Origin of the sequence: Streptomyces sp. MB09-02B (genome assembly GCF_033794485.1) — a bacterium.
Classification (GTDB): Bacteria; Actinomycetota; Actinomycetes; order Streptomycetales; family Streptomycetaceae; genus Streptomyces.
Map to the genome: position 1 here is coordinate 1 of NZ_JARGEE010000086.1, position 26,184 is coordinate 26,184.

General features: G+C 68.6%; 24 protein-coding genes. 17 read left to right on the top strand and 7 right to left on the bottom strand.

The features are described 5' to 3' along the window. Window positions 1-304: 304 nt before the first annotated feature. Window positions 305-1,051, top strand: a complete 747-nt coding sequence (locus tag P1P70_RS14915) for a helix-turn-helix transcriptional regulator (RefSeq protein WP_319237336.1) — start codon at window positions 305-307, stop codon at window positions 1,049-1,051. Between the two features lie 79 nt (window positions 1,052-1,130). Here P1P70_RS14915 and P1P70_RS14920 read toward each other — a convergent pair whose 3' ends face one another. The 4 genes from P1P70_RS14920 to P1P70_RS14935 form a co-directional block, all read right to left on the bottom strand. After that, window positions 1,131-2,558 carry a hypothetical protein gene (locus P1P70_RS14920; RefSeq protein ID WP_319237337.1) on the bottom strand — a complete coding sequence of 476 codons (1,428 nt, stop codon included), beginning with the start codon at window positions 2,556-2,558 and terminating at the stop codon, window positions 1,131-1,133. A 205-nt stretch (window positions 2,559-2,763) separates the two neighbouring features. Further along, a complete protein-coding gene (locus tag P1P70_RS14925; protein ID WP_319237338.1) occupies window positions 2,764-2,991 on the bottom strand; it encodes a hypothetical protein in 228 nt (75 codons plus the stop codon). A 293-nt stretch (window positions 2,992-3,284) separates the two neighbouring features. Beyond that, window positions 3,285-4,583, bottom strand: coding sequence for a hypothetical protein (locus P1P70_RS14930; protein WP_319237339.1), 1,299 nt, complete (start codon window positions 4,581-4,583; stop codon window positions 3,285-3,287). 938 nt (window positions 4,584-5,521) lie between these two features. Beyond that, window positions 5,522-7,039 (bottom strand): recombinase family protein, encoded by a 1,518-nt coding sequence (locus P1P70_RS14935; protein ID WP_319237340.1) that lies wholly within the window; start codon window positions 7,037-7,039, stop codon window positions 5,522-5,524. Between P1P70_RS14935 and P1P70_RS14940 the strand changes: the two genes are divergently transcribed. Beyond that, on the top strand, window positions 6,965-7,279 hold the full coding sequence (locus P1P70_RS14940; protein WP_413471473.1) for a VOC family protein: 315 nt from the start codon (window positions 6,965-6,967) through the stop codon (window positions 7,277-7,279). The two genes, P1P70_RS14935 and P1P70_RS14940, sit on opposite strands and share 75 nt — an antisense overlap. Window positions 7,280-7,305: 26 nt before the next feature. Here the strand turns inward: P1P70_RS14940 and P1P70_RS14945 are convergent, their stop codons facing one another. Further along, window positions 7,306-7,890 carry a Uma2 family endonuclease gene (locus P1P70_RS14945; protein WP_319237342.1) on the bottom strand — a complete coding sequence of 195 codons (585 nt, stop codon included), beginning with the start codon at window positions 7,888-7,890 and terminating at the stop codon, window positions 7,306-7,308. Here P1P70_RS14945 and P1P70_RS14950 point away from each other — a divergent pair. From P1P70_RS14950 to P1P70_RS14980, 7 genes are all read left to right on the top strand, one after another. Beyond that, window positions 7,821-8,366, top strand: a complete 546-nt coding sequence (locus P1P70_RS14950) for a DUF5753 domain-containing protein (protein ID WP_319237344.1) — start codon at window positions 7,821-7,823, stop codon at window positions 8,364-8,366. The genes P1P70_RS14945 and P1P70_RS14950 overlap by 70 nt on opposite strands. Before the next feature lie 27 nt (window positions 8,367-8,393). Then, window positions 8,394-8,603 carry a DUF397 domain-containing protein gene (locus tag P1P70_RS14955; protein WP_319237345.1) on the top strand — a complete coding sequence of 70 codons (210 nt, stop codon included), beginning with the start codon at window positions 8,394-8,396 and terminating at the stop codon, window positions 8,601-8,603. 380 nt (window positions 8,604-8,983) lie between these two features. After that, on the top strand, window positions 8,984-10,630 hold the full coding sequence (locus tag P1P70_RS14960) for an ABC transporter substrate-binding protein (RefSeq protein ID WP_319237346.1): 1,647 nt from the start codon (window positions 8,984-8,986) through the stop codon (window positions 10,628-10,630). Between the two features lie 6 nt (window positions 10,631-10,636). Next, a complete protein-coding gene (locus P1P70_RS14965; protein WP_184899092.1) occupies window positions 10,637-11,560 on the top strand; it encodes an ABC transporter permease in 924 nt (307 codons plus the stop codon). Beyond that, window positions 11,553-12,566: an ABC transporter permease gene (locus tag P1P70_RS14970; protein ID WP_319237348.1), complete on the top strand. Its 1,014-nt coding sequence runs from the start codon at window positions 11,553-11,555 to the stop codon at window positions 12,564-12,566. Before P1P70_RS14965 ends, P1P70_RS14970 begins: the two co-directional genes overlap by 8 nt. Window positions 12,567-12,575: 9 nt before the next feature. After that, window positions 12,576-13,571: an ABC transporter ATP-binding protein gene (locus tag P1P70_RS14975; protein WP_319237351.1), complete on the top strand. Its 996-nt coding sequence runs from the start codon at window positions 12,576-12,578 to the stop codon at window positions 13,569-13,571. After that, complete coding sequence (locus tag P1P70_RS14980) at window positions 13,552-14,631, top strand: dipeptide ABC transporter ATP-binding protein (RefSeq protein WP_319237354.1); 1,080 nt, start codon at window positions 13,552-13,554, stop codon at window positions 14,629-14,631. Before P1P70_RS14975 ends, P1P70_RS14980 begins: the two co-directional genes overlap by 20 nt. Window positions 14,632-14,797: 166 nt before the next feature. Here the strand turns inward: P1P70_RS14980 and P1P70_RS14985 are convergent, their stop codons facing one another. After that, complete coding sequence (locus P1P70_RS14985) at window positions 14,798-16,915, bottom strand: prolyl oligopeptidase family serine peptidase (protein ID WP_319237356.1); 2,118 nt, start codon at window positions 16,913-16,915, stop codon at window positions 14,798-14,800. A gap of 225 nt (window positions 16,916-17,140) precedes the next feature. On the opposite strand from P1P70_RS14985, the gene P1P70_RS14990 reads away from it, so the two are divergent. The 8 genes from P1P70_RS14990 to P1P70_RS15025 all read left to right on the top strand — a co-directional run bounded on the left by P1P70_RS14990 (window position 17,141) and on the right by P1P70_RS15025 (window position 25,038). After that, window positions 17,141-17,335 carry a hypothetical protein gene (locus P1P70_RS14990; protein ID WP_005480627.1) on the top strand — a complete coding sequence of 65 codons (195 nt, stop codon included), beginning with the start codon at window positions 17,141-17,143 and terminating at the stop codon, window positions 17,333-17,335. 125 nt (window positions 17,336-17,460) lie between these two features. Then, on the top strand, window positions 17,461-18,522 hold the full coding sequence (gene mshB / locus P1P70_RS14995) for an N-acetyl-1-D-myo-inositol-2-amino-2-deoxy-alpha-D-glucopyranoside deacetylase (RefSeq protein ID WP_319237359.1): 1,062 nt from the start codon (window positions 17,461-17,463) through the stop codon (window positions 18,520-18,522). 64 nt (window positions 18,523-18,586) lie between these two features. Then, window positions 18,587-19,018, top strand: a complete 432-nt coding sequence (locus P1P70_RS15000) for a DUF6113 family protein (RefSeq protein ID WP_319237362.1) — start codon at window positions 18,587-18,589, stop codon at window positions 19,016-19,018. A 160-nt stretch (window positions 19,019-19,178) separates the two neighbouring features. After that, a complete protein-coding gene (locus P1P70_RS15005; protein WP_413471472.1) occupies window positions 19,179-21,341 on the top strand; it encodes a hypothetical protein in 2,163 nt (720 codons plus the stop codon). 232 nt (window positions 21,342-21,573) lie between these two features. Beyond that, on the top strand, window positions 21,574-22,518 hold the full coding sequence (locus P1P70_RS15010) for an ABC transporter ATP-binding protein (protein WP_319237368.1): 945 nt from the start codon (window positions 21,574-21,576) through the stop codon (window positions 22,516-22,518). After that, window positions 22,515-23,255, top strand: coding sequence for an ABC transporter permease (locus P1P70_RS15015; protein WP_319237371.1), 741 nt, complete (start codon window positions 22,515-22,517; stop codon window positions 23,253-23,255). The genes P1P70_RS15010 and P1P70_RS15015 overlap by 4 nt, the downstream gene beginning before the upstream one ends. Continuing rightward, complete coding sequence (locus tag P1P70_RS15020; protein ID WP_319237374.1) at window positions 23,252-24,427, top strand: sensor histidine kinase; 1,176 nt, start codon at window positions 23,252-23,254, stop codon at window positions 24,425-24,427. The genes P1P70_RS15015 and P1P70_RS15020 overlap by 4 nt, the downstream gene beginning before the upstream one ends. Then, window positions 24,424-25,038 (top strand): response regulator transcription factor, encoded by a 615-nt coding sequence (locus tag P1P70_RS15025; RefSeq protein ID WP_319237377.1) that lies wholly within the window; start codon window positions 24,424-24,426, stop codon window positions 25,036-25,038. The genes P1P70_RS15020 and P1P70_RS15025 overlap by 4 nt, the downstream gene beginning before the upstream one ends. A gap of 133 nt (window positions 25,039-25,171) precedes the next feature. On the opposite strand, the gene P1P70_RS15030 is transcribed toward P1P70_RS15025, so the two are convergent. After that, complete coding sequence (locus P1P70_RS15030; RefSeq protein ID WP_319237378.1) at window positions 25,172-26,023, bottom strand: transglutaminase-like domain-containing protein; 852 nt, start codon at window positions 26,021-26,023, stop codon at window positions 25,172-25,174. Between the last annotated feature and the right edge of the window lie 161 nt (window positions 26,024-26,184).

Genomic DNA, 26,184 nt, shown 5'->3' on the forward strand with positions numbered 1-26,184 from the left:
GCGCATGGGGCGCCTGCGGGGGCGGTGCGGAACGGCTGTGCCTGCCGGGGGTGCGTCGCCGGAATGCGGCTCTCACTCGTTCGAGCGTTCGTGATAGACCCATGGGTGACTGCCTGCCTCTTTCAGGTGGTCCACGCCCCCGGCCGGTCGCACGGCGCGGGGGTCTCTTGCGTCTGGCCATGCTGCCGACCCGTGAAGGACGAAATCGCCCAGATGTAGCGACAGTTGAGACGTCTCAGCGGTAGCGTGGAAGAACGCCCAAACGTCCCAGGGGGAAGCCTTGAACACGGCGCTAAGATCAGCTATGGAGACGGCCGGTTTGTCGCCTCGGCAACTGGCAGCCCGTGTGGGCGTTTCCGGCAAGACCGTTGAACGATGGGTTGCGGACGCTGCACTCATCCCGCATGCCAGAAACAGGGAAGACGCCTGTAAGGCGTTGGGAGTTGACGAAGAAATGATCTGGCCGAAAGCGGTAAAGGACCGAATCAAGACCGGCGGCGACCGGGAAATTATCCGCTCCTATCCATACCGGTCGGCCTGCCCTTCCACAGTGTGGGGCGAGTTGGTCGCCAACGCCACGGAAGAGATTTTTTTCGCCGGATACACAAACTACTTTCTGTGGCTCGACCAGCCTGTGTTCGTTGAGACTTTGCGAAGGAAGCTCGACGACGGATGCCGCGTGCGCTTCCTCCTCGGCGACCCTGATGGAGAGGTGACCCGAAATCGGGAAGCAATCGAAGACGTGGCGCTCTCCGTTTCCACCCGCATCCGCATCACCCTTGAACACCTCGGCAAGCTAGGCACACATGAGGGACTGGAGACGCGTTTCTCTGCACCGGATGATGCAGTGAATCACGTTTCCTTGTCCGTTTTCCGCTTCGACGAAGAAGCATTGGTCACCCCACACCTCGCCCGACTGGTCGGCCATGATTCACCACTCCTGCACCTGCGAAAGCATGAAAGCGGCGGGATGTTCGACCGTTTTGCGGAGCACGCCGAAGAACTGTGGACCAGAGGCATGCAGGCGACCCGGACGCCCGCAGCCTCTTAGAGGTCCCAGCAAAGAAACGGCCCCGGTATCCGCCTCGCAGACACGAGGGGATACCGGGGTCGTTTCATGGCCAGACAGGTCAGAACGTCGGTGTGACCAGACCGGTGCCCGCTACCTTTGTCATGGCGCCCGACCCGTAGCGTTGAAATGTGTAGCCGAAGTACGCATACGCCACGAGCAGCACGCCCAGGGATGCGGCGGCAGGCTGCTCCGCACGGATGAACATTGGCGCGGCAGGGTCCTCCCAAAGGTGGCACTCATTGCGCGGCACAACGTAGATCTCATCCTCGTTTGTGCCAGCACCGAGATTCGTTGCAATGTTGTTGTCCACCACCACGAGAATGCCGGAAGAGAGCTTGGCGCGAACCGCCGGGCCGTACTCATTCGTGAGCGTCAGACCGCCGGCATTGACCGGCATTCCGCTCGTGGAAACGAACGGCCAGGTGGAGCCGACCTGAGAGGCAAGCCAATTCCAGCGGCGTGAATGCATCACCGCATGCGTGGCATAGCCCATGTTCAAGAGCGTGGCTTCGACAGTCGATGCGGCACCCTGAATCTTCGGCCACAACTCGGCCGCAGTCGGCGACGCGTCGGTGTAGGCCGTGGACGATGCAACATTCGTCAGACCCGTCGTGGCCTGATTCAGCAGCGTCGAATCCAACGTGGTGGCGACTCGGTTAAAAAGGTCTTGCATGGTGACGTCGTCGATGCCCGACCCCCGCTCGATTGCCTGCCGAGAAACGGTCTGCTGCCCAGCCGCAGTCTGTACGGGAATCGAAAGCGGCGTGTCATCCATGTTCTGTTCCGAAACAGCCGTGTTCTGCGAAGCCTGGATTGCCGCGCTCGACGACGTGGTGATGCGAGACAGTTCGATGGTCATACCCTGAGCGGGCAACGGGTGAGGATTGCAGGCAGCATCCGCAAACGGCCGTAGAGAGGTCGTGGCGGGGGCGAACTGTTCGGTGAGGTACTGCGGCACGGTCAGGCCCGTGAACGCGCCTGTACCGACCGCACGCGACAGATACTCGCCCCGCTCCGTCTGTTCCTCCCGCATGTGCCGGGCGAGGCGCTCTTGCGCTCCAGGGTCGCCAAAAAGGAACTGTCGGGAAACATCGGTCAGGAAGTTCCGGCCGTTCGGGTCCTGGTCGGGGCGATAGGTGCGCTCCTCCATTCCGATGCGCGCGACACGGTCATAGGCGACCCTGCGCACGTTCGTGGGCGTGATCTGGTTCGCCCTCTTGCCGTACTCGATTTCTTCGAGCTGCACGGCGCGCAGTTGCTCAAGGTCGCGCCCAGCATTCCGCGCCTCAATCACCGAAGCCTCTTTCGTTTCCATCAAGCGCGAGACTTCCCGGTCCTCCTCCTGTGTGAGGTTGGAGCGGCCAGCACGCTGCGCGGATTCGAGAAGGGCATGAATCTGCTGCTGTGCGATTTCCTTGCTGCGGCGCGCATTATCGCGCGTCGCTTCGACCTGGCGAATCCGGTCGGAAAGTGTGTACGAGGTCATGAGAAACCCCCAAGTTCAGTACACGCGAAAAGGGACGCGCGCCCGCTGCAAAGGGTTGACCATCGGGGGCATCTGCCCGACAAGCCAGGACACCTAGCCCGCTCGAAGGGGGCTGCCGTGGCACAGAGAATCCGGCCGGACTGCGCTCCACACGGGACATCTGCCGGGGAGCGCTACCCATACCCGGAAGTATCCGGAGTGTATATCACCGCCCAGACATTTGTCTCTGAACCTCTGCGAGTGCAGCATCCCAAATCACAGGAGAATCATTCTTCGTAGAGATCCCGTACGCATTCGCCCATGCCGCCAACGCGAATATCAGCTCTATCGGGTCTGAGTTGTCCACGATCACCGCAGCGCCTGTCTCGTCTCCGGCGAGGCAGGCCCGGAGGAAAGCCGGGATGACGGCGGGCTCAACGGTCCTGCTGTCCATGGCGACTCCTTCAAGATCACCCGGTGCACTCGGCATCGGGGAGAAAAATTCGAGTTTGGGCCGGGGCTGGGAAAGGGGCGGTTTTCTAAAAATCGGAGCGCTCCGGCCTGCCTCTCGCCTTGTGACGAGAGGCTTTCAGGTTCCAGCGCCCAGCATTGCCACCCTGCCGTGATCTTGCTTCCTACCTTCGGCCTTTCTCTGCCCGTTCCTTGCCCTGCCGCCTGCCCTGCCTTATAGGCAGGGGCAGGGAGGCAGGGTTGCAAAGGGACATACGACCCTGCCGCGCGGCAGGGTTAAGGCAGGGTTCCGGCAGGGTCGGCAGGGTAGTGCTTATTAGCCTGGCCGACACTTTTAATGATCACCTGGGCGTGATCTATAAGCCATTCCAGCGCCCAGTCAATCTCTGCGTTTCCGCCTGTGACTCCTCGGCGTATCGCGCTCTTACTCGCCCCTGGGTTGTGTTGGACAAATCCCAGGACGGCAGTACGTAGCTTCTCCGGAGGCTCCGCCCTATATCCCTTGTCATCCGCTGGGCGTGCTGGCCATAGTTTGGCTATGGGCATAGGCTTTTCCTTGAAATCGATCACTAGGTCTGCGAAGTGCTGCGGAGTCTTGCCCGGTACGGCATGGGCCCTTACCCATGCTGGCCGGTCTTTCTCGACTCGGAGCCTGCTTTTTCCGGTTGCGCCTTTACCTATCGGATGGACGGGGTCAAGGAGATAGGACACGCCTGTAAGGGCAGACTTTTTGTGCTGTGATCCGATGGCGCGCTTACCGTCGTGCGGCACGTGGTCGAGCACAACGACGGCCCATTGAGCGGCAGCGAACGGCTTTGTCATCTTGGAATGCCATGCCGCTACGTCCTCCGCTTTGATGCCGTCCAAGCCTTCAAGAGCCATTGCCTCTGTCATGCCGTCGAATATGGCGAGACTGCCGTCAAGAGAAACGAGCCTCTGAAACTCGCTTTCCTCGGCGTCCGTAAGCGGCCCCGTAGGGTTGCAGTAGTGGAAGAAATGGGTTATGTCCTCGCGACTTGCGCCGAGCATCTTTAGGCGCCGGATGATTGCGGCTGCGTCGTCCTCAAAGTCGATGTAGGCAACATGCCTGCCTGCCATTATTTCTTGTACGGCTACCAAACAGGCAAGCCATGACTTGCCCGCTTCCGACTCTGCATGTACGCCGTTGATTTTCCCTCGATAAAAGATACCTAGCGGCATGTCGCCGGATAGATAGCCAACGTCAGTTTGTGTCTCGCTCTCGACTGTCTCCCATACTTCCGCAATGTCTACCGGAGCCCAGGAAGCACCTTTGCCGTTTTTTTCGGCAAGCATTTTCTTGGCTAGCGTCTTTGCTTCCTCGTACGCGACAATCCGTTGCGCCTCTCGAAGTACGGCACCCTCACGCTCGAACGCATCGATACGCGCCTCTGTTTCCGCGTCGAGGCCGCTTGTTGGCAACTTTGACGACAGGGCGCTTATTAGACGCTGCACGTCATCGGTATAGCTCGATAGAGGTGCTGCATCGGGATTAAGGAGCCATGCGAGGGCGAGGCGAATGTTTATATCCGATTGGGAAAGCTGCTCATCACTCACTCAGCGCCCCCGCCGAATGGGCCAGTTATGACCCCTGTTACTCCGCCTGCCGCTACAGCTGCCCGCACGGTGTCGTACAAGTCCGTAAGTGTGCCCCGCAAAACTGGGCATGTGCCGTCGTGGCCAATCATCATCCGCCAAATGCCGGATGGGTCCTTAACGATGCCGTCAACACTCGACCGGCAATGCGAACAACGATACTTCCGGGCAAACTCCTTAAGCACTTTCGGGGGTCCGCTGGGCGCCGGCACCGGCTTTCTTGGGCGGTTCCTCTTGGGCATGTTGCATCACATCCAAATATGGTTAGTCAGAGTTCTCCCCTTGCTACTCCCCGTGGAATGGCTACCTGCCAAGGGACCGGGGGCGCCCCTCCAAGATTCAAGAATCTTGACTGCGTTGGGGATTCTCAGGCGTAGACGAATTAGCGCCCAGGGCGCATGAAAGCGCGCAAGCGCGATATCTGCCTATGCGGCGTCAAGGGAATCCCCGTGCGCGCGGGGGGCAGGAAGCGGTGTCAGGTCCGCCAGAGCGACGCGCTTGCGGTCGAGGGCCGCACGCACTATGCGCGCGGCTTGGGCAAGCTGTACGGGGTCGTCTATGGCCCGTTCTACGCGCGCGGCGAGGGTGGCAGCCTTCAACTCGCGTTCGAGGGCAGAGGTGTCCGCGTCGGGGTGGTGGCGTTTCTGCGCGGCAATGCGGGCGCGGATTCGTGCGGCCTCTGGAGAGATGGGCATGAGGCGTCCTGGAATATGTCCCGCCCAGGGACATGGGGCCGGTATCTCGTCATCACAGCCCGGATGCCAATCAGGCTAAGCACAGAATGCTTGCCACCGGTAGAGGTGTTTCGACTGTCCTCGCATCACCCGAACCGGATCGCTTTCAACAAGCAAACGGCGGCCCCCAGTTGGAGAGCCGCCGTTTGCTGAGTGTTACCTACATCACGCCTGCCGCCACTTGATCGCGACGCGGTTTTGATCAAAACCCTTGGTTCCCGGCTTGGCGCGCTTGATCGTCACGCAGTCGATGAACATACGCAGGAATGCGCGCTTCTCATCCAGCGTCATACCGTCGTCCCAGGCCCCCCGTGCGGCCGTTACGTCCATGGCCATGGCAGGCGCCGGGATGGCTGCCAGTTCGGCCCGCAGCCGCTCCTCGCGCTCGTTCAGACCGGCCCGCATGCTTTTCCACTCGGCAAGTGTCAGTTCACCACGTCCCCGCTCGGCAGCGATTTCGTTGCGTTCTGCGTCAACTGCCGTGAGTTCGGCCGTGAGTTCATCCCTGCGCACGGCGTGATCGTCAGAAGTGAGGGCATCGAGGAATTCCGGCTTGTCCAGTTCCTTGAAAAGCTCATCGGCAACGTGCTTTTCAGTGGCATCGAGCATTACGCCCGTGCAGCCCTTACCGCCCCGGTTCGGGTGGCACAACAGGTACGGCGTCCGCTTTCCGTTCTTCAGTTTCTTGATCGAGCCGACCATGGGTGCGCTGCATACGCCGCACACTGCCAGACCACCGGTCAAGGTGTACTTGCGCCCAGCGGGATTCCCCTTGTGCGCATCGGTAATCGGGTAGGTGAAGCCGTCCGAGGTGCGCACCGTGCGAGGCGCCGACAGCTTCGCCCGGCACGCCTGCCACGTTGCCTCATCGAGGATGGGCGCCCAGTTTCCACGGCCCACAATCACGCCCTGATGGACTCGGAACCCTGCAATGGTCGGCTTAGTCACCATGGACCGCACAGAGCTTGCCGTGAGCGTAGAGGGCCGCGTGACGGGCTTCCCCGCCGCATCGGTGACGATCTCACCTCTGACGTCTTTGACCTTCACTCTGTGCGCGCCGACCAGTCCGCGCCCCCGCAATTCCGCAGCGATGTTGGCGAGCGACCAACCGTCCAACACCTTTTCAGCGGCCCACCGGATCGCATCTGCCTGCTCCGGGATGATCACGTATGTCTTGTTGCCGGATTCGTCGACAGCATGGCCGTAGCCGAACGGCTTGGAGCCCGCAGGGCGCCCCTGGGCGGCATTCTCGGCAAGACGATCGTTGACCCGCTTTTTCATCTTGCGCACCTCCCCAGCGTTGAGTACCGCGCGGATTCCGGCGACCTCATCATGTACGCGTACAACGCCGTCCCTGTTCGTGTGCAGCTCGCTGATTCCGGCTGCGTCCATCTCTGCGGCGAGAGTGAACCACTCGACCTCACGCCGTTCCAACCGGGACTGTTCAACGGCCCACACGTGGGCGACCTCCCCGCGTGCGAGAGCCGCGCGGAAGTCCTCGAACCGGGGTCTGTGGTCGCCGTTGGCGGCGGAGATACCAGCATCGGCGAACACGGTCACGGGCAGGCCCGGCCACATGCTCGCGGCGTAGGAGCGGCCCCACCCTTCCTGAAGATCAACACCTTCATAGCTACCGTCGGGGCGGGGGGACAGTCGGCAGTACAGAGCGACGTATCGAGTCATTCCCCCAGCGTGCGCCTGGTTACGTCTTCAGAACAAGTCCCCGAGGGCAAGTCGGCGAAGAACCGGCTCCACTTCGACCTGAAGCCGCACGGCCGCACCAGGGCCGAGGAGGTCGAGCGGGCACTCGGGCTGGGCGCCCGCGTGATCGCGGACCACACCCGCCCCGACGGCGGCGGCTGGGTCCTCATGGCCGACCCCGAGGGCAACGAGTTCTGCGTGGAGCGAGGGGAGTTGGGCTGATCCACGCCCTCGGTGCGGGCCGCCCGTCAGGTCGGGCTGTCGCCCGCCCGGCCGTAACGGCGGAACGCGGCGGTCTCCACAGTCCAGGCACCGAACGGCACCTTGTCGCCGAAGATGTACGGATCCTTGCGGGAGTACCGGCCCCTGCATGGATCGGAATGCACCTCGATGGTGCCCGTGCGAGGGTCGACGATCATGTAGTGGGCGATCCCCATGGCGGGGTACTCGGTGAGCTTCTGGCCGTAGTCGTTGTCCGGGTTGGACGGTGAGACGATCTCGATGACGGCCAGCACCTGGGTGGCGTCGACGGCGAGACCTTCCTCGTCGAGTACGTCCTCGGGAATGACGACGGCATCCGGGCGCCGCATGCGGCCGAGCGCCGGGTGCTCGATCTCGGGGCCGTTCGCGCAGATGTAGCCGGCGTGTGAGGTGAGGAGTTGTTCGTCGAGTTGCTTACAGATGCGACGGACTGTGCCCTCGTGGCGCTTCGATGGGCACATCATGGCCAGTATCGGACCCGAGGGGCCGATCTCGACGCGCCATGCTCCCTCAAGCTGCTCAGCGTGAGTCCCGAGTTCCTCCGCGATCGCGCGCATCTTGGCGTACTCCATGTCCCGAGAGTAGCGAGCGGGCGTATGCGGCGCTTCCTGCCCGATCCATTCCTCGGGCCGTCTCACGCCTTGCGGGCGCGCGTCCACCACGCCTGCACGCCGTCGTGCACGAAGCGGCGTTGCATGCCTCGTTGGGTGACCCCCGCATCATGCGGGAACAGTTGCAGCGGCTGATCGAGGCCTCGCGTCTGCCGCATGTGACAGTGCGGATCCTCCCGTTCGACGGTCCGGTGCCCTTCGGGTCCTCGGTCACTCTCGTGGAGCCTGTTGTCCGTCCGCTCGGTACGGTGATCGTGGCGCACATCGAGAAGTCGCTGCACCTGGGCGATGCCGAGGCCATTGCCCGGTACACGGACCTCTTCGCTAGGCTGCGGGAAGCGGCGCTCCCTCCGGTGGACGCGGGCGTACCACCTGAGGGGCATGCGGCGAAGGACTCGCTGGGGTTGATCCAGCGGCTCCTGCACCCCCTGCTGTAGGGAGCACCCGGCCTCAGGAAGGCGCGCATGGCCCAGCCCAGGTGGCAGAAGTCCAGCTACGGCGAGGGTGGCGCCGATACCTGCGTCGAGATAGCCGCCCCTACAACCAGCCGCCCCCACCTACGCGAAAGCGCCACCCCCGAGACCGTCATAGCCACCACGCCCGCGGCCCTGCACGCTTTCCTCGCCGGAGTCAAGGGCGGGACCCTCGGCCGGGCCTCGGGTCGCACGGGCTGAAGGGGCCGGGCCGTCCCGCGCCGCAGCGGAGGCTCCCTGGAGGCGCGGCCCCCGCCGTCGGCAAGTGGCCGCTCGGTCCCACGTCGCGAGCATGGAACCCCATGTCGCGGCCGGACCGAGTGGGACTCCGCGGACACTCGCGGCCAGACCCCTCCTCGGGCAGGGCGAGGACCGGCAGGTGGGCGGGCAGACGTGGCCGCCCCCGCCCTCGCCCCCGCCGCGCCAGAGACAGTGAGTGCGTGCATCCGGAGGGAGGTGTTCCCCCGGACGGGCCGAGTGATGTGCGCAGTGCGCGCAACCGGTCGATATTGACCGGTAACGGAACAGCGCACCCGCGCTGGAGCACTGCGCACACTCGCGCACGGACGAGGAGGCACCCCATGCGTGGAGCCACGCACGCCCGATGGATCGCCGGCGCGGCCGCGGTGGCTCTCGCCGCGACCGCCTGCGGAGGCGGGGACGACGGCGACGGCGGCGGCAGCGGCAGCGCCGACGCCGGCGCCGTGCTCAGCTCCTCCTGGGGCGACCCGCAGAACCCGCTGGAGCCGGCCAACACCAACGAGGTGCAGGGCGGCAAGGTGCTGGACATGATCTTCCGCGGGCTGAAGCGGTACGACCCCAAGACCGGCGAGGCGAAGGACATGCTCGCCGAGACCATCGAGACGACCGACTCGCAGAACTTCACCATCACCGTCAAGGACGGCTGGACCTTCCAGAACGGCGAGAAGGTCACCGCCAAGTCCTTCGTGGACGCCTGGAACTACGGGGCGAGCCTGAAGAACAACCAGAAGAACGCGTACTTCTTCGAGTACATCGAGGGCTACGACAGGACCCACCCGGACGACGGCAGCAAGCAGACCGCCGACACCCTCTCCGGACTGAAGGTCGTCGACGAGAACACCTTCACCGTCAAGCTCACCCAGAAGTTCTCGACCTTCCCCGACACCCTCGGCTACAACGCCTTCGCCCCGCTGCCCCAGTCGTTCTTCACCGACCACGACGCCTGGCTGGCCAAGCCCGTCGGCAACGGCCCGTACGCCGTCGACTCCTACACCAAGGGCTCCCAGCTGTCGGTGCGCAAGTGGGACGACTACCCGGGTGAGGACAAGGCGCAGAACGGCGGAGTGGACCTCAAGGTCTACACCGACAACAACACCGCCTACACCGACCTGATGGCGGGCAACCTCGACCTCGTCGACGACGTCCCCGCCGCCCAGCTGAAGAACGTCCAGGCCGACCTCGGCGACCGGTACATCAACACCCCGGCCGGCATCATCCAGACCCTGTCCTTCCCGTTCTACGACGAGAACTGGAACAAGGAGGGCTCGGACAAGGTCCGTGAAGGGCTCTCGCGGGCCATCGACCGCGACCAGATCACCGACACCATCTTCCAGAAGACCCGCACCCCCGCCACCGACTGGACCTCCCCCGTCCTCGGCGAGGAGGGCGGCTACAAGGAGGGCCTGTGCGGTGACGCCTGCGAGTACGACGCGGACGCGGCCAAGAAGCTGATCCAGGAGGGCGGCGGCCTCCCCGGCGGCCAGGTCAAGATCACGTACAACGCGGACACCGGCTCCCACAAGCAGTGGGTCGACGCCGTCTGCAACTCCATCAACAACGCCCTCGACAACGACAAGGCGTGCGTCGGCAACCCGGTCGGAACCTTCGCCGACTACCGCAACCAGATCACCCAACGGAAGATGAGCGGCCCGTTCCGCGCGGGCTGGCAGATGGACTACCCGCTCATCCAGAACTTCCTCCAGCCGCTGTACTACACCAACGCCTCCTCCAACGACGGCAAGTGGTCCAACGCCGACTTCGACAAGCTCGTCGACCAGGCCAACGCCGAGTCCGACACGGCGAAGGCGGTGGAGACGTTCCAGCAGGCCGAGGAGGTCGTCCGGGACAACATGGCCGCCATCCCGCTCTGGTACCAGAACGGCAGCGCAGGCTACTCGGAGCGGCTCTCCGACGTCACCCTGAACCCGTTCAGCGTGCCGGTGTACGACCAGATCAAGGTCGGCTGACCTCCCGTGGGACGGTACGTCGCCCGGCGCCTGCTCCAGATGATCCCGGTCTTCGTGGGCGCCACCCTCCTGATCTTCCTGATGGTGAACGTGATGGGCGACCCCATCGCGGGCCTCTGCGGCGACCGGGAGTGCGATCCGGCGACGGCCGCCCAGCTCAGACGGGAGTTCGGCCTCGACAAGCCCGTGGGGCAGCAGTACCTGACCTACATGGGCAACGTCTTCACCGGCGACTTCGGCACCGCGTTCAACGGGCAGGAGGTCACCGAGCTGATGGCCTCCGCCTTCCCCGTCACCATCCGGCTGACGATCGTCGCGATCCTCTTCGAGATCGTCATCGGCATCACCCTCGGTGTCGTCACCGGCCTGCGGCGCGGGCGGCCCGTCGACACCGGGGCGCTGGTGGTCACCCTGGTCGTCATCTCCGTCCCCACCTTCGTCACCGGACTGCTGCTCCAGTTGCTGCTGGGCGTGGAGTGGGGCTGGATCCGGCCGTCCGTCTCCTCCGAGGCGCCCTTCGACGAGCTGATCGTCCCCGGGCTCGTCCTCGCCTCCGTCTCCCTCGCCTACGTCACCCGCCTCACCCGGACGTCCATCGCGGAGAACGCCCGCGCCGACTACGTCCGCACCGCCGTCGCCAAGGGGCTGCCCCGGCACCGGGTGATCCGCAAGCACCTGCTGCGGAACTCCCTGATCCCCGTGGTCACCTTCATCGGCACCGACATCGGCGCGCTGATGGGCGGCGCCATCGTCACCGAGCGGATCTTCAACATCCACGGCGTCGGCTACCAGCTCTACCAGGGCATCCTCCGCCAGAACACGCAGACCGTCGTCGGCTTCGTGACCGTCCTCGTGCTGGTGTTCCTCATCGCCAACCTGCTCGTCGACCTCCTCTACGCCGTACTCGACCCGAGGATCCGCTATGCCTGAGCCGCCACCCGAGGAGCCCCACGTCTCGGGCGGCCAGCGCGCCGCCGAGGGCGGGGCGATCGCCGCGACGGGGCTGGACGGCACCATGGACCTGGCCACCACCGAAGGGGAGACCTTGGAGAAGGGGCTCGGCAACGCCGACGCGGGCGGCCCGGCCGACAAGGCCCGCAGCCTCTGGTCCGACGCCTGGCGCGACCTGCGGCGCAACCCCGTGTTCATCATCTCGGCCCTGGTCATCCTCTTCCTGGTCGTCATCTCCCTCTGGCCGTCGCTGATCGCCTCCGGCAACCCCCTCAAGTGCGACCTCGCCAAGGCCCAGGAGGGCGCGCAGCCCGGCCACCCGTTCGGGTACGACGGTCAGGGCTGCGACGTCTACACCCGTACCGTCTACGGGGCGCGGATCTCCATCGCCGTCGGCGTCTGTGCCACGCTCGGCGTCGCGATCCTCGGGTCGGTGCTGGGCGGGCTCGCCGGGTTCTACGGCGGGTTCCCGGACTCGGTCCTGTCCCGGATCACCGACGTGTTCTTCGCGATCCCGGTGGTCCTCGGCGGCCTGGTGCTGCTCTCCGTGGTCACCAGCAACAGCATCTGGCCGGTGATCGGTTTCATGGTGCTGCTGGGCTGGCCGCAGATCTCCCGTATCGCCCGTGGCTCGGTCATCACCGCCAAGCAGAACGACTACGTGCAGGCCGCCCGCGCCCTCGGCGCCTCCAACTCCCGCATGCTGCTGCGGCACATCACCCCCAACGCGGTCGCCCCGGTCATCGTCGTGGCCACCATCGCCCTCGGCACGTACATCGCCCTGGAGGCGACCCTGTCCTACCTCGGCGTCGGCCTGAAGCCGCCCAGCGTCTCCTGGGGCATCGACATCTCCGCCGCCTCGCCGTACATCCGCAACGCCCCCCACGCCCTCCTGTGGCCCTCCGGCGCCCTGGCGATCACCGTCCTCGCGTTCATCATGCTGGGCGACGCCGTACGCGACGCCCTCGACCCGAAGTTGAGGTGAGGTGCCGTCATGTTGCTCGAAGTGCGTGGTCTGCAGGTGGAGTTCCGCACCCGGGACGGGATCGCCAAGGCCGTCAACGGGGTCGACTACGGGGTGGACGAGGGGCAGACGCTGGCCGTGCTCGGGGAGTCCGGCTCCGGGAAGTCGGTCACCGCGCAGGCGATCATGGGCATCCTCGACATGCCGCCCGGCAGGATCACCGGCGGCGAGATCCTCTTCAAGGGCCGGGACCTGCTGAAGCTCAAGGAGGACGAGCGCCGCAAGATCCGCGGCGCCGAGATGGCGATGATCTTCCAGGACGCCCTGTCCTCCCTGAACCCCGTCCTCTCCGTCGGCGACCAGCTCGGCGAGATGTTCGTCGTGCACCGGGGCATGACGAAGAAGGACGCCCGCGCCAAGGCCGTCGAACTGATGGACCGGGTCCGCATCCCGGCCGCCAAGGAGCGCGTACGGGACTATCCGCACCAGTTCTCCGGCGGCATGCGCCAGCGCATCATGATCGCCATCGCGCTGGCCCTGGAACCCGCGCTGATCATCGCCGACGAACCGACGACCGCGCTGGACGTCACCGTCCAGGCCCAGGTCATGGACCTCCTCGCCGAACTCCGGCGCGAGCTGAACATGGGCCTCATCCTCATCACCCACGACCTCGGCGTCGTCGCGGACGTCGCCGACCGCATCGCGGTGATGTACGCGGGCCGGATCGTGGAGTCCGCGCCCGTCCACGACATCTACAAGGCCCCGGCCCACCCGTACACGCGTGGCCTCCTTGACTCGATCCCGCGCCTGGACCAGAAGGGCCAGGAGCTCTACGCCATCAAGGGCCTGCCGCCCAACCTCATGGCCATCCCGCCCGGCTGCGCCTTCAACCCGCGCTGCCCGATGGCCCGCGACGTGTGCCGGACCGACGTACCCCCGCTGTACGACGTGGAGCCGGCGGACGGGATCCGGATGAGCGCCTGCCACTTCTGGAGGGAGTGCCTCGATGACCACCGCCACAGCTGAGGCCGAGCCGATCCTGGAGGTCAGCGGCCTGGTCAAGCACTACCCGCTCACCGAGGGCATCCTCTTCAAGAAGCAGGTGGGCGCCGTGAAGGCGGTCGACGGCGTCGACTTCGCCCTCGGCCGGGGAGAGACCCTCGGCATCGTCGGCGAGTCCGGCTGCGGCAAGTCCACGGTCGCCAAGATGCTGGTCCACCTGGAGCGGCCGACCGCCGGATCGATCCGCTACAAGGGCGAGGACATCACCAGGCTCTCGGGCCGGGCGCTCAAGACCGTCCGCCGCAACATCCAGATGGTCTTCCAGGACCCGTACACCTCCCTCAACCCGCGGATGACCGTGGGCGACATCATCGGGGAGCCGTACGACATCCACCCCGAGGTCGCGCCCAAGGGCGACCGCCGGCGCCGGGTGCAGGAACTCCTCGACGTCGTCGGCCTCAACCCCGAGTACATCAACCGCTATCCGCACCAGTTCTCCGGCGGCCAGCGCCAACGCATCGGCATCGCCCGGGGGTTGGCGCTCCGGCCCGAGATCATCGTCGCCGACGAACCCGTCTCCGCCCTGGACGTCTCGGTCCAGGCCCAGGTGATCAACCTGCTGGACCGCCTCCAGGGCGAGTTCGGGCTGTCGTACGTCTTCATCGCCCACGACCTGTCGATCGTGCGGCACATCTCCGACCGGGTCGGGGTGATGTACCTGGGGCGGATCGTGGAGCTCGGCCGCGACGCCGAGATCTACGACCACCCGACGCACCCCTACACCCAGGCGCTGCTGTCCGCCGTGCCCGTCCCGGACCCGGAGGCCCGCGAGCACCGGGAACGGATCATCCTCTTCGGCGATGTGCCCTCCCCGACGAACATCCCGTCCGGGTGCCGCTTCCGCACGCGGTGCTGGAAGGCCCAGGAGCGCTGTGCGCTGGAGGTGCCGCTGCTGGCGGTCCCCGCGGAGTTCCGGCTCACCACCGGCCCGGCCGCCCACGACTCGGCCTGCCACTTCGCGGAGGAGAAGCAGGTGGTGCCGCCCGAGGAGTCGACGGACGATCAGACGAATGAGGCGGAATAAGCCTACAAATCCACACCAAATGCGTTAACACGCAGGCAACTTGGCTGACGCGGTTCCGATATACGGACGCGCGAATCTACTACGCGTACGGCCGTGCGGGTGCCGTAAACGGGCCGGGGCTCGCCATGTAGCCCCGGCCCGTTGCCGTGCCCGCTGCCCGCCGTGCCTAGTCCAGGCCCAGCGAACGCTTCAGGAAGTCGACCTGGAGCAGCAGCAGGTTCTCCGCGACCTGTTCCTGCGGGGTGATGTGGGTGACGCCCGACAGCGGCAGCACCTCGTGCGGGCGGCCGGCCGCGAGCAGCGCGGAGGACAGGCGCAGCGCGTGGGCGAAGACCACGTTGTCGTCGGCGGTGCCGTGCACGACCATCAGCGGGCGGTGCGGCTCGGCGGCCGAGGACAGCCCCTCGTCCGTGACCAGCGAACTCCTCGCGTAGGCCGCCGCGTTCTTCGCCGGATCACCCAGATACCGCTCGGTGTAGTGCGTGTCGTACAGCCGCCAGTCGGTGACCGGGGCGCCCGCGATGCCGGCGTGGAAGACGTCCGGGCGGCGCAGCACCGCGAGGGCCGCGAGCCAGCCGCCGTACGACCAGCCGCGGATCGCGACCCGGGACAGGTCCAGCGGATGCGCCGTCGCCAGGTCGTGCAGCGCCTCCACCTGGTCGTCCAGGGAGAGCGTGAAGTCGCCGTCGATCTCCTTCTCCCGGGCGGGGGAGCGGCCGGGGGTGCCGCGTCCGTCGGCGACCACCACCGCGAAACCCTGGTCGGCGAACCACTGCGAGGTCAGGTGCGCGTTGTGCGCGGCGAGCACCCGGGGGCCGTGCGGACCGCCGTAGGGGTCCATGAGGACCGGCAGGGGTGTGACCCCGTCGTAGTCGCTCGGCATAAGCAGGGCGCACGGTACGCGGCGTGCGCCCCCCTGTGTAAACAGCACGCGCGGTGACAAACCGGGATCTTCCGCGCAAGACGCCACGGTCGCCACCGGCTTGCCGTCGCGCAGCACCTGCACCCGGGCGCCGGCCTGCCCCGGAACGGCCGAGACGAGCACGGTCACGCCCCCGGCGCGCACCGCCGAGTGCACGCCGGGCTCCTGGGAGACGCGCTCCACGCCGAGTTCGTTCACGCGGTAGACGTGGATCTCCCCGATCTCCGGGTCGGCCGCCGCCTCACCCGCCGAGGCGGAGACCAGCACATCGGCGTCCGCGACGTCGAGCACCGCACGGACGTGCAACTGCGGCCCAGTCAAAGGACGTTCGCCGACCGCCAGCACCCGCGCGCCGCCCTCGTCCGCGACACGCACGAGCCGGCCCGACGGACTCCACGCGGGCACTCCAGGGAAAAGATCAAGCCAATGTGGATCTTCGTCGGCGTGCACCATCCGGGTCGCCCCCGTGTCCGGGTCCACGGCCAGGAACAGCTGGCTGAGCTGGTCCCGCGCCTGCACCAGGATCAGCGGAGCACCCGCCGCTGACCAGTGCACATGCGCCAGATACGGGTAACGGGCCCGGTCCCACACGACCTCCGTGCGCGCCCCGGCGAGGTCGATCACGAAGAGTCGCACCTCCGCGTTGGCGGTCCCGGCCGCCGGATACGCCACCTGCCGCGGGTCCGTTTCCGGCTGTGCCGGGTCCGAGATCCACCAGCGGCGCACCGGCGTGTCGTCCACACGCGCCACCAGCAGCCGGTCCGACTCCGGAGACCACCAGAAACCACGTGAACGGCCCATCTCCTCGGCCGCGATGAACTCCGCCAGCCCATGGGTGACGTTCCCCGCCTCCTCCTCGGTGAGCGCCACGTCCGCACCGCCCTCCGCCCCGACCACCCGCAGCGCGCCCCGGGCGACGTACGCCACGTGCCGGCCGTCGGGCGAGGGGCGGGGGTCGATCACCGGCCCGGGAACGTCCAGTTCACGTGCCGTCCCGGCCCGCAGCTCCGCCACGAACAGCCGCCCTGACAAGGCGAAAGAGGCCAACTCCACGGCCGCGTCCGTGGCGTAGCCGACGATCCCGGCGCCGCCCTCGCGCAGGCGCTCACGGCGCGCGCGCTCCTCGGTCGACAACTCCTCCAAGGAGCCGGCGAGCAGCGCGGCCGGGTCCGCCGCCACCCTCTCCCCGCCCTCCCCGAGGTCCATCACCCACAGCTTGTTGGCCCGGTCGGTGCCGGACGAGGACCGCAGGAACACCACGCGGGAACCGTCCGGCGCGACGGAGAATGCCCTCGGCGCGCCGAGGGAGAAACGCTGGGTCCGGGCGTGTCGACGGGGGAAGGACTCGGGCTGGGTCGTCATGCTCCGACCATATTGGCCATGCGCCCCCTTGTGCGGCCGTGCGCCGACCGATGCGCGCGTATGGATAGTTATGATCACTACCGCCGGGTGGGTATGAACCTGCTGGCCGTTGTATGGATTTACAACTGCGTCACCCACGTCACCGGTTGACGGCGGACTCGCCGTCAGCCCTCGACAAACTGCTTCGCTCCCCAGGTCCCAGGGAACTTTTGGAGGTGAGCCGCCGTGGCACTCTCGATTTCGGCGGTGGTGCTGCTGGCGATCATCGTCTTCATCCTGATCAAGAAGTCAGGGCTGAAGGCACCACACGCGATCATCTGCATCCTGCTCGGGTTCTATCTCGCCTCCTCGACCATCGCGCCGACGATCAGCGAGCTGACGACCAACATCGCGGGCATGATCGGCAGTATCAAGTTCTGACACCTCCGGCCGCCGGGGCCTCTCCCAGGGCCCGTCCCACCGGGCCCGCGACCCCCGCGGCCGACCGTTCCTGTGAATCCCGCGCCCCGCACGGGCGCGGACCAGGGGCCTCGTAGGGTGGCCCCATGACGGATCTGCCCTCCTCCAGCCCTCGGCCGGGGGAACCCCCATCTCGCGTCGCTCGCCGACTGCTCCTGGTGCACGCGCACCCGGACGACGAGTCGATCAACAACGGCGCGACCATGGCCAGGTACGCGGCCGAGGGAGCGCGGGTGACGCTGGTGACCTGCACCCTCGGCGAGGAGGGCGAGGTCATCCCGCCCGGCCTCGCCCATCTCGCGCCCGACCGCGACGACACCCTGGGCCCGCACCGGGTGGACGAGCTGGCCGAGGCCATGAAGAAGCTCGGCGTCACCGACCACCGCTTCCTGGGCGGCCCCGGACGCTACCGGGACTCCGGGATGATGGGCGTCGAACAGAACGAACGGCCCGGCGCCTTCTGGTCCGCCGACGTCGACGAGGCCGCCGCCCACCTGGTCGAGATCATCCGCGAGGTACGCCCCCAGGTCCTCGTCACCTACGACCCCGACGGCGGCTACGGCCACCCCGACCACATCCAGGCCCACCGCGTCGCCATGCGCGCCGCCGACCTGGCCCCCGACCCGGACCACCGCCCCGACCTGGGTGAGCCCTGGGAGATCGCCAAGGTCTACTGGAACCGGGTGCCGCGCGGGGTGCTCCTGGAGGGCTTCGGCCGGCTCCGCCGCGATCTCGCCGAGCCCGGACGGCTGCCGTTCGAGCGGGCCGCGAGCATCACGGATGTGCCCGGAGTGGTGGACGACCACATCGTCACCACCGAGATCGACGGCACCGGCTTCGCGGCAGCGAAGGCCACCGCGATGCGCGCACACGCCACGCAGATCGAGGTCGCCGAGCCGTACTTCGTCCTCTCCAACCGGCTGGCCCAGCCGCTCCTGACCACCGAGTACTACGAGTTGGTGCGGGGCAGACGCGAAGGAGGGGGCCGGGAAAGCGACTTGTTCGAGGGGATCCCCGGCATCTCTCCCGAGAAACGGCAGACCTCCGAGGAAGCGCGGACCTCCGAGGAAGCGCGGACCTCCGAGCAAGCGCAGACCTCCGAGAAAACGCAGACTTTCGGGGAACAGCAGAACGGAACGGCCCTGTGATGCGTACGCATGGGTATGACACACGAGTGGTGCGCGCGCACGGCTGCCGAGAGGAGGGCCGGCGATGACCGCGAAGGACCGGCCGACGGGCGGGCAAGGAAGCGCGCTCGCACAGCCGTTGACGTTCCCCCCGCTGGGGCGGGCCGCCGCGCACCTGGGACTCTTCGTCCTGGGAGCCGTGATCGGGGTGGCCGGTGGACTGCTCCAAGCGGCCTGGTTCCCCGGGGGGTTGCTGCTCGCGCTGCTCGGCGCGGCAGGGCTGTTCCTGGGCGGCGCCCGGGCGACGGGGGGCCGGGCCGGGGCCGTTGCGCCGGCCGCCGGCTGGATGATCTCCGTCGTCCTGCTGACGTCCACCAGGCCGGAGGGAGACTTCCTGTTCGGCGCGGGAGCGGGCTCGTACCTCTTCCTGCTCGGCGGCATGGCTGTGGCTGTGATGTGCGCCACCCTTGGGCGGGGGCGGCAACCGACCGGTCCCGACGCCCGACTTGGGAAGTGACGTACTACTTCGCCGCGGCGCGCTGGTGCGGGTCCCGTGTGGGTTTCCCACGCGGTCGTGGGATACGCGGCGGAAGTGGCCAGTATGGTGGTGCGCGCCGCCGAGCTGCCCGCTGAGTTGAGGTCGTGACGGGCGGCGGAGCAAACCGGGAGAACCTGCCTTGAGTCGTGAAACTGACACTTCGTCCTCCGGGGCCAATGGGCGCGGCAGCACCGCGTACCCGTCGGGGACACCGCCGTACGGCACGCCCATGGCCACCGAGGCCGGTGCCGAGGCGGCCCGGTCGGCCGCCGGCGAGCGGCCGGACGGACCCAAGACCGAGACCACGCTGACGACGCGGGTCCGGATCAACATCCCCGGCTCGCGTCCCATCCCGCCGGTCGTCGTCCGCAAGCCGGTCGGCGACGGCGACGGCACGGCGGACGACGCCGGGTCCGAGTCGGAGACCACCGGCACCACGGCCATGCCCGTGTTCACGGACACCCCGGCGCCCGCGCCGGACCCGTCCGCGCCCGCCGACGACAAGCCGGCCAGCGACTGGTTCGCGCCCCGCAAGGGCGCCACCCCCGCCAGGGGCACGAGCACCGGCGGCAGCAACGGCGCCGGGCTCTCCACCGGCTCGATCGGTGGTCCCGGTGCCGCTGCCCCCGGCACGGGTGCCCGCCCCGGCGGTGCGGGCGGCCCCGGCCCGATGGCCGGCGGCCCCGGTGCGCAGCCCGGCGGCCCGCGCCCCGGCACGGGCTCCAGGCCCGGCGGGACCAACGGTGCCGGGCTGCCCGGCGCCACCGGCGGCCAGCCGGTCGCTCCCGGCCACGGCGGCGGCACCGGCTCCTTCGACGTGTCGGCCGCGCTGGCCGGCACCAAGCCCGAGCGCGACGACCTGCCGTACTTCTCGGACAACGGCGGCCGCCCCGGCGGCCCGGACGGCCGCTCCGGTCCGGCGGGCCCCACCGGCGGCCCCGTCACCGGCGACAGCCCGCTCGGCCCCCCGCCCGGCCAGGGCGGTCCCGGTGGCCACGGCTACCAGGGCAATCCCTTCGGCGGCCCCGAGGCCGACTTCTCCGCGCCCGCTGCCTCCGGCGGCTACGCCCGCCCCGGCGGCGGCATCAGCGACGACACGGCGGTCCTCACCCCGCAGCGGCCCGCCCCCGAACCGGGCACCCCGGGCTACGGCGGCTCCGGCCCCCACGTCGACAACCCCTCCGGGCACACCCTGACCAGCGGCATCCCGGTCGTGCCGCCCGGCACCCAGAGCACGCCGTTCGGCGCGGGCGGCCCCGACGGCGCGGTGCAGCACACGCCGCCGAAGCTGCCCGACCCCGGCCCGCAGCAGAAGTCCGGCCCGGCGAAGAACACCAAGTCCGCCAAACCGGCCAAGAAGAAGGGCCGCAGCAAGCTCGGCCTGCTCGTCGGCGGGGTGATCGTCCTCGGCGGCGGTGTCTACGGCGCCGGTCTGCTGATGAACCACTCCGACGTCCCCAAGGGCACCACCGTCCTCGGCGTCGACATCGGCGGCGGCACCCGTGACGAGGCCGTCAACAAACTCGACGCGGCCTTCGGCAAGAGCACGAACGAGGCCCTGAAGCTCTCGGTCGACGGCGAGACGGTCGCCCTCAAGCCCGACCAGGCCGGACTCCAGTTCGACAAGCAGGCCACGGTCAGCGCCGCCGCCGTCAGTGACTACAACCCGGTCTCGGTGATCGGCGCGCTCTTCGGTCAGCAGCGTGTCGTCGAGCCCGTCATGCCGGTCGACGAGGAGAAGCTGGAGGCGGCCCTCCAGCGTGCCGCGGGCAGCTCCGGCTCGGCCAGTGACGGCACCGTCAAGTACGAGGCGGGCAAGGCCGTCGCCGTCTACGGCAAGGCGGGCAAGGGCATCGCGGTCGACGAGTCCACCGACGCCGTCGAGGAGGCGTACCGCACCCAGGTCGAGACCGGCGAGGCCGCGACGGTGCAGCTGCCGACGACCACCAAGGAGCCGTCGGTCGACAAGGCCGAGGTCGACCGGTTCATGAAGGAGTTCGCCGAGCCGGCGATGTCGGCCCCCGTGACGGTCCAGACAGACGCCGCCCACAGCATCCTGCTGAGCCCGGAGAACTCCCTCTGGAAGTTCCTGAAGGTGAAGGCCGTCGACGGCAAGCTCGTCGACTCCTACGACGAGAAGGCGCTCAAGGAGCTCTACGGCGGCACCTTCGACGGCGTCCTCATCACCCGCGGCAACGGCGAGAAGACCCCCGTCACCGTCCAGGACGTCTACGGGGCCCTCCGCCTGGCCCTGAAGAGCACGACCGACCGCACGGCGGTCATCGAGACGGACCCGAGCTAGCGGCAACCTGCCGCTGCTTCCAGCTGCGGGCAGTCGTGCCGCTGGGCGGCACGGGTGGGCGCGGCGGCACCCGGCGAGCGCCGGTGAGCGCGGCGCGTCGGCACGACGAGGGGGGCACCCGGTACATCCCGGGTGCCCCCCTCGTCACTGTCGCGGGTATGACTTCTGTCATCCCAGGGTGAGGACCCCCGACACTGCCGCCCGCACCCCCCGCGCGCCCACGATGGTGTCCATGACGACGACCACGACGACCACCACCAGGGCCGCCCTCCGGTCAGCTGTGGTGGCGTTCGACAACGTGACGAAGGCGTACGGCGACGTCCGGGCCGTGGACGGACTGACGCTCGCCCTGCACCCGGGGGAGACCGTGGCCCTGCTGGGCCCGAACGGGGCCGGCAAGTCCACCACCCTCGACCTGCTGCTCGGCCTCAGGAGCCCCGACAGCGGCACGATCGACCTCTTCGGCACCGGCCCGCGCGAGGCGATCACCGCCGGACGCGTGGGCGCCATGCTGCAGAGCGGCGGCCTGATGGACGAGGTCACCGTCGCCGAACTGGTCCGGCTCGCCTGCGCTCTGCACCCCCGGCCTTACCCGGTCTCCGAGGTGCTCGCCCGCGCCGGCGTCACCCAGATCGCCGACCGCAAGGTCCACAAGCTCTCCGGCGGCCAGGTCCAGCGGGTCCGCTTCGCGCTCGCCACGGCCGGCGACAGCGACCTGGTCGTCCTGGACGAGCCCACCACCGGCATGGACGTCACCGCCCGCCAGGCGTTCTGGGCCACCATGCGCGAACAGGCCGACCGGGGCCGTACCGTCCTCTTCGCCACCCACTACCTCGAAGAGGCCGACGCCATCGCCGACCGCGTGCTCGTCCTGCACCGGGGCCGCCTGCTGGCCGACGGCACGGCGGCCGAGATCAAGGCCAGGGCGGGGGCCCGCCGCATCTCCTTCGACCTGCCCGACGGCCCGCTCGACGAGCCACGGCTGCGGAACCTCCCCTTCCTGACCACGCTCGACGTGTCCGGCCGTACCGTCCGCATCCAGTCCACCGACGCCGACGCGACCGTCCACGCCCTCTACGGACTCGGTGTCTACCCCCGCAACCTCGAAGTCGCCGGCCTCGGCCTGGAGCAGGCCTTCGTCGCGATCACCGCCGCCGAGGAGGCGAAGTCGAAGTGAACGGTCTCATCAAGCTGGAACTCGTCCGCGCCCTGCGCAGCCGCAAGGCCATGTTCTTCACGGTGCTCTACCCCGCGCTGCTGTTCCTGCTCATCGCGGGCAGCGCGAGCAGCACCGAGGAGCTCGGCGACACCGGTCTGACCCTGCCGACGTACATGATGGTCTCCATGGCCTCCTTCGGCGCCCTGACGGCCGTCCTGATGGGCAACAGCGAACGCATCGCCAAGGAACGCGAGAACGGCTGGGTACGGCAGCTGCGGCTCACCACGCTGCCCGGGCGCGGCTACGTGCTCGCGAAGACCGCGAGCGCGGCCGTGGTCAGCCTGCCGGCCATCGTGATCGTCTTCGTGGTGGCCGCCGTCGTGAAGGACGTGCGCCTGGACGCCTGGCAGTGGCTCGCCCTGACCGGCGCGATCTGGGCCGGCAGCCTCGTCTTCGCCGCGCTCGGCGTCGCCATCGGCTACCTCGCCACCGGGGACGCGGTCCGCCCGATCACGATGATCACCTACTTCGGTCTGTCGATGCTCGGCGGCCTCTGGATGCCGACGACGACGTTCCCCGGGTGGCTGCAGGACATCGCCACCTGGGTGCCCACGCACGCGTACGCCTCGCTGGGGCAGGCCATCGAGCAGAGCCAGACCCCGCACACCCGGGACCTCGTCGTCCTGGCCGTCTCCTTCGCCCTGTTCGCGGGCGGCGCGGCCTGGCTCTACCGGAAGGACACGCTGAAGGCGTGAGCGGCGTCGGCATCGGGCAGCGCCCGCAGAACAGCAGACAGAGGGCGATCAAGTTCCTCTGGACCGGGATCTGGCTCGCCTATCTGAGCGCCCCCGTCAGCGACCTGCTGCACGGGGGCCACAGCGACGGCGTCGTCGTCCTCGGCTGGACCGGCCTGGTGGCCTTCGTCGCCTGGTACTTCGTGCTGATCTTCCGCACCGGCCGCCGCGACACCACCCCCATGGTGCTCGGCGCGCTCGCCGTCCTCGCCGCCCAGTCCGTCGTGCTCGCCCTCTCCCTCGGCCGGGAGTGGCTCGTCCTCTTCGTCTACGTGTCGGTCGCCGCCGGCGCGGCCCTCCCGCTGCGGCTCGCCCGCTACACCATCCTGGCGGTCTCGGGCCTGCTCACAGCCGCCGCCCTCGCCGTACCGGACGGCGGGGCCTACCTCGCCTCCCTGCTCCTCCCTGCCCTCCTCGGCGGCCTCTCCATGACCGGCGTCCGTGAACTCGTCCGCACGACACAGGAACTGCGCGAGGCCAGGGCCACGGTCGCCCAGCTCGCCGCGAACGAGGAGCGCCTGCGCCTCGCCCGTGACCTGCACGACCTCCTCGGCCACTCGCTCTCCCTGATCACGCTCAAGAGCGAGCTGGCGGGCCGGATGCTCCCCGCCCGTCCCGACCAGGCCGCCCAGCAGGTCGCCGACATCGAACAGGTCAGCCGTCAGGCCCTGGTCGACGTCCGCGAGGCCGTCACCGGCTACCGGCGCCCCCGCCTCGGCGCGGAACTCGCGGGCGCCCGGGACGCGTTGACGGTGGCAGGCATCACCGCCGAACTGCCGGCCGACCCCGGCCTCACCGACGTGCCCGAGGAGAGCGAGTCCGCCCTGGCCTGGGCCCTGCGCGAGTCCGTCACCAACGTCGTACGGCACAGCGGCGCCCACCGCTGCACGGTGGACCTCGTCCGCCGCCACACCCTCGACGGCCCGGTGCTCGAACTGACCGTGGACGACGACGGACGGGGCACTCCGGGCGGCACCCCCGGCGAGAGCACGGGCAGCGGTCTGGCGGGCCTCACCGAGCGGCTGGCGAAGGTGGGCGGCACCCTGGAGGCGGGCCGCTCCCGGCACGGTTTCCGCCTGGTGGCCCGGGCCCCCGCCACACCCTCCGGCCCGGACGTAGGATCCGGCGCATGACCCGCACGATCAAGGTCCTGCTCGCCGAGGACCAGTCCATGGTCCGCGAGGCCCTGGCCGCCCTGCTCGGCCTGGAGGACGACATCGAGGTCGTGGCCCAGGTGGCCCGCGGCGACGAGGTCCTGGCCGCAGCCCGCGCCCACGCCGTCGACGTGGCCCTCCTCGACATCGAGATGCCGGGCGCGACGGGCATCGAGGCGGCCGCCGAGGTCCACCGGGCCCTGCCGGCGGTGAAGCTGGTCGTCCTCACCACCTTCGGCCGCCCCGGCTACCTGCGCAGCGCCATGGAGGCCGGCGCCGACGCCTTCCTGGTCAAGGACGCCCCCGCCGCCCAACTCGCGGCCGCCGTCCGCAAAGTCCTCGCGGGCGAGCGCGTCATCGACCCGACGCTCGCGGCGGCGGCCCTGGCCGAGGGCGCGAACCCCCTGACCGACCGCGAACGCGAGGTCCTGCGAGCGGCGTCCGACGGCTCGACGAACGCGGAACTCGCCAAGGCCCTCCACCTCTCCCAGGGCACGGTCCGCAACTACCTGTCGACGGCGATCCACAAGCTGGCGGTGAGAAACAGGACGGAGGCGGTCAGAACGGCACGGGAGAAGGGCTGGTTGTAACCGCCGACGTGTTGTGGAAGGGCCAGGGGCGCGGGGAACTGCGCGACCAGCCACGACGCACCCGCACCCGCCCGACTGGAGGTGTGCCACGGCGAAGAGGCGCCCTCAGTCCCCTCGGCATCCGAGAACACCCTCAGTTCAGCCGAGCCCGAGCCGCCTCCGCCTGCCTCCGCATCTTCTCCGCGGCCCCGGCATCCACCCCGGCCACCACCTCCGCGTACTCCTCCAACGCGGCAGCTCCCCGCGTGAACTCGCCCCGCTGCACCAGAAGCCGCGCCCACTCGTACCGCAACCGCCCCGGATGCGAAGGCATCGCCAGCGACAACTCCAGCGCCCACAACGCCACATCCGTCCGCTCGGGCCGCGCCGCCGCCCACGCCCGCACGTTGTTGAGGACCCGCACCACCACGTCGAGCGGATCGGCGGGACTCAGCACCGAGGGGTCCAGCGGAGCCCCCGTCGCCCCGGCCACCAGCACCTCCGCGTCGCTCCCGCTCAACACCCGCCCCCCGTCGAAGGGATCGGCGAGCACCTGCTCCTCGCGCGGCCCGAACCCCACCACGAAGTGCCCCGGCAGCGCGACCCCGTACACGGGCGCCCCCGCCCGCCGGGCCACCTCCATCCACACCACGGACAACAGGATCGGCAAGCCCCGCCGCCGTTCGAGCACCTGGTGCAGCAGCGAGGACTCCAGCCGCTGGTAGTCCCCGGCGGAACCCCGGAACCCACAGCGCTCGCCGAGCAGTTCGGCCGCCGCGACCGCCCACGCACGCGGCGTGCCCGGCCGGTACGGCATCAGCCCGGCCAGCCGGTCGAGCTCGATCTCGGCGGCGTCGACGCCCGCGTCGTCCAGTGTCCCGTCGCCCGCCGCGCCCACCAGCAGACACAGCAGGGCCAGGTCGGGCCGCTCGGCCCGCGCCTCCTCAGCGAACCGCCGTCGCACCTCGTCCGCCCGCCCCGGCTCGGGGGGAAACGGCGCAGGCACGGCGGGGTGATGCCCGCTCACGACGACCCGTCCGACACGGCACCCGGATCGGCACCAGCACCCGAACCGGGACCGGCGTCACCACCGCGGCCCGCGCCCCCCGGCTCCCGGTAGTGGTGGTACGCGTGATGCGCCGCGAACCCCAGCCCCCCGTACAGCGC

Coding starts and splice junctions, on each gene's coding strand:
- P1P70_RS14915 (WP_319237336.1), top strand. CDS start 305: ATGGAGACGGCCGGTTTGTCGCCTCGGCAACTGGCAGCCCGTGTGGGC.
- P1P70_RS14920 (WP_319237337.1), bottom strand. CDS start 2,558: ATGACCTCGTACACACTTTCCGACCGGATTCGCCAGGTCGAAGCGACG.
- P1P70_RS14925 (WP_319237338.1), bottom strand. CDS start 2,991: ATGGACAGCAGGACCGTTGAGCCCGCCGTCATCCCGGCTTTCCTCCGG.
- P1P70_RS14935 (WP_319237340.1), bottom strand. CDS start 7,039: ATGACTCGATACGTCGCTCTGTACTGCCGACTGTCCCCCCGCCCCGAC.
- P1P70_RS14950 (WP_319237344.1), top strand. CDS start 7,821: ATGCTCCCTCAAGCTGCTCAGCGTGAGTCCCGAGTTCCTCCGCGATCG.
- P1P70_RS14945 (WP_319237342.1), bottom strand. CDS start 7,890: ATGGAGTACGCCAAGATGCGCGCGATCGCGGAGGAACTCGGGACTCAC.
- P1P70_RS14955 (WP_319237345.1), top strand. CDS start 8,394: ATGGCCCAGCCCAGGTGGCAGAAGTCCAGCTACGGCGAGGGTGGCGCC.
- P1P70_RS14960 (WP_319237346.1), top strand. CDS start 8,984: ATGCGTGGAGCCACGCACGCCCGATGGATCGCCGGCGCGGCCGCGGTG.
- P1P70_RS14970 (WP_319237348.1), top strand. CDS start 11,553: ATGCCTGAGCCGCCACCCGAGGAGCCCCACGTCTCGGGCGGCCAGCGC.
- P1P70_RS14975 (WP_319237351.1), top strand. CDS start 12,576: ATGTTGCTCGAAGTGCGTGGTCTGCAGGTGGAGTTCCGCACCCGGGAC.
- P1P70_RS14980 (WP_319237354.1), top strand. CDS start 13,552: ATGACCACCGCCACAGCTGAGGCCGAGCCGATCCTGGAGGTCAGCGGC.
- P1P70_RS14985 (WP_319237356.1), bottom strand. CDS start 16,915: ATGACGACCCAGCCCGAGTCCTTCCCCCGTCGACACGCCCGGACCCAG.
- mshB (WP_319237359.1), top strand. CDS start 17,461: ATGACGGATCTGCCCTCCTCCAGCCCTCGGCCGGGGGAACCCCCATCT.
- P1P70_RS15000 (WP_319237362.1), top strand. CDS start 18,587: ATGACCGCGAAGGACCGGCCGACGGGCGGGCAAGGAAGCGCGCTCGCA.
- P1P70_RS15010 (WP_319237368.1), top strand. CDS start 21,574: ATGACGACGACCACGACGACCACCACCAGGGCCGCCCTCCGGTCAGCT.
- P1P70_RS15025 (WP_319237377.1), top strand. CDS start 24,424: ATGACCCGCACGATCAAGGTCCTGCTCGCCGAGGACCAGTCCATGGTC.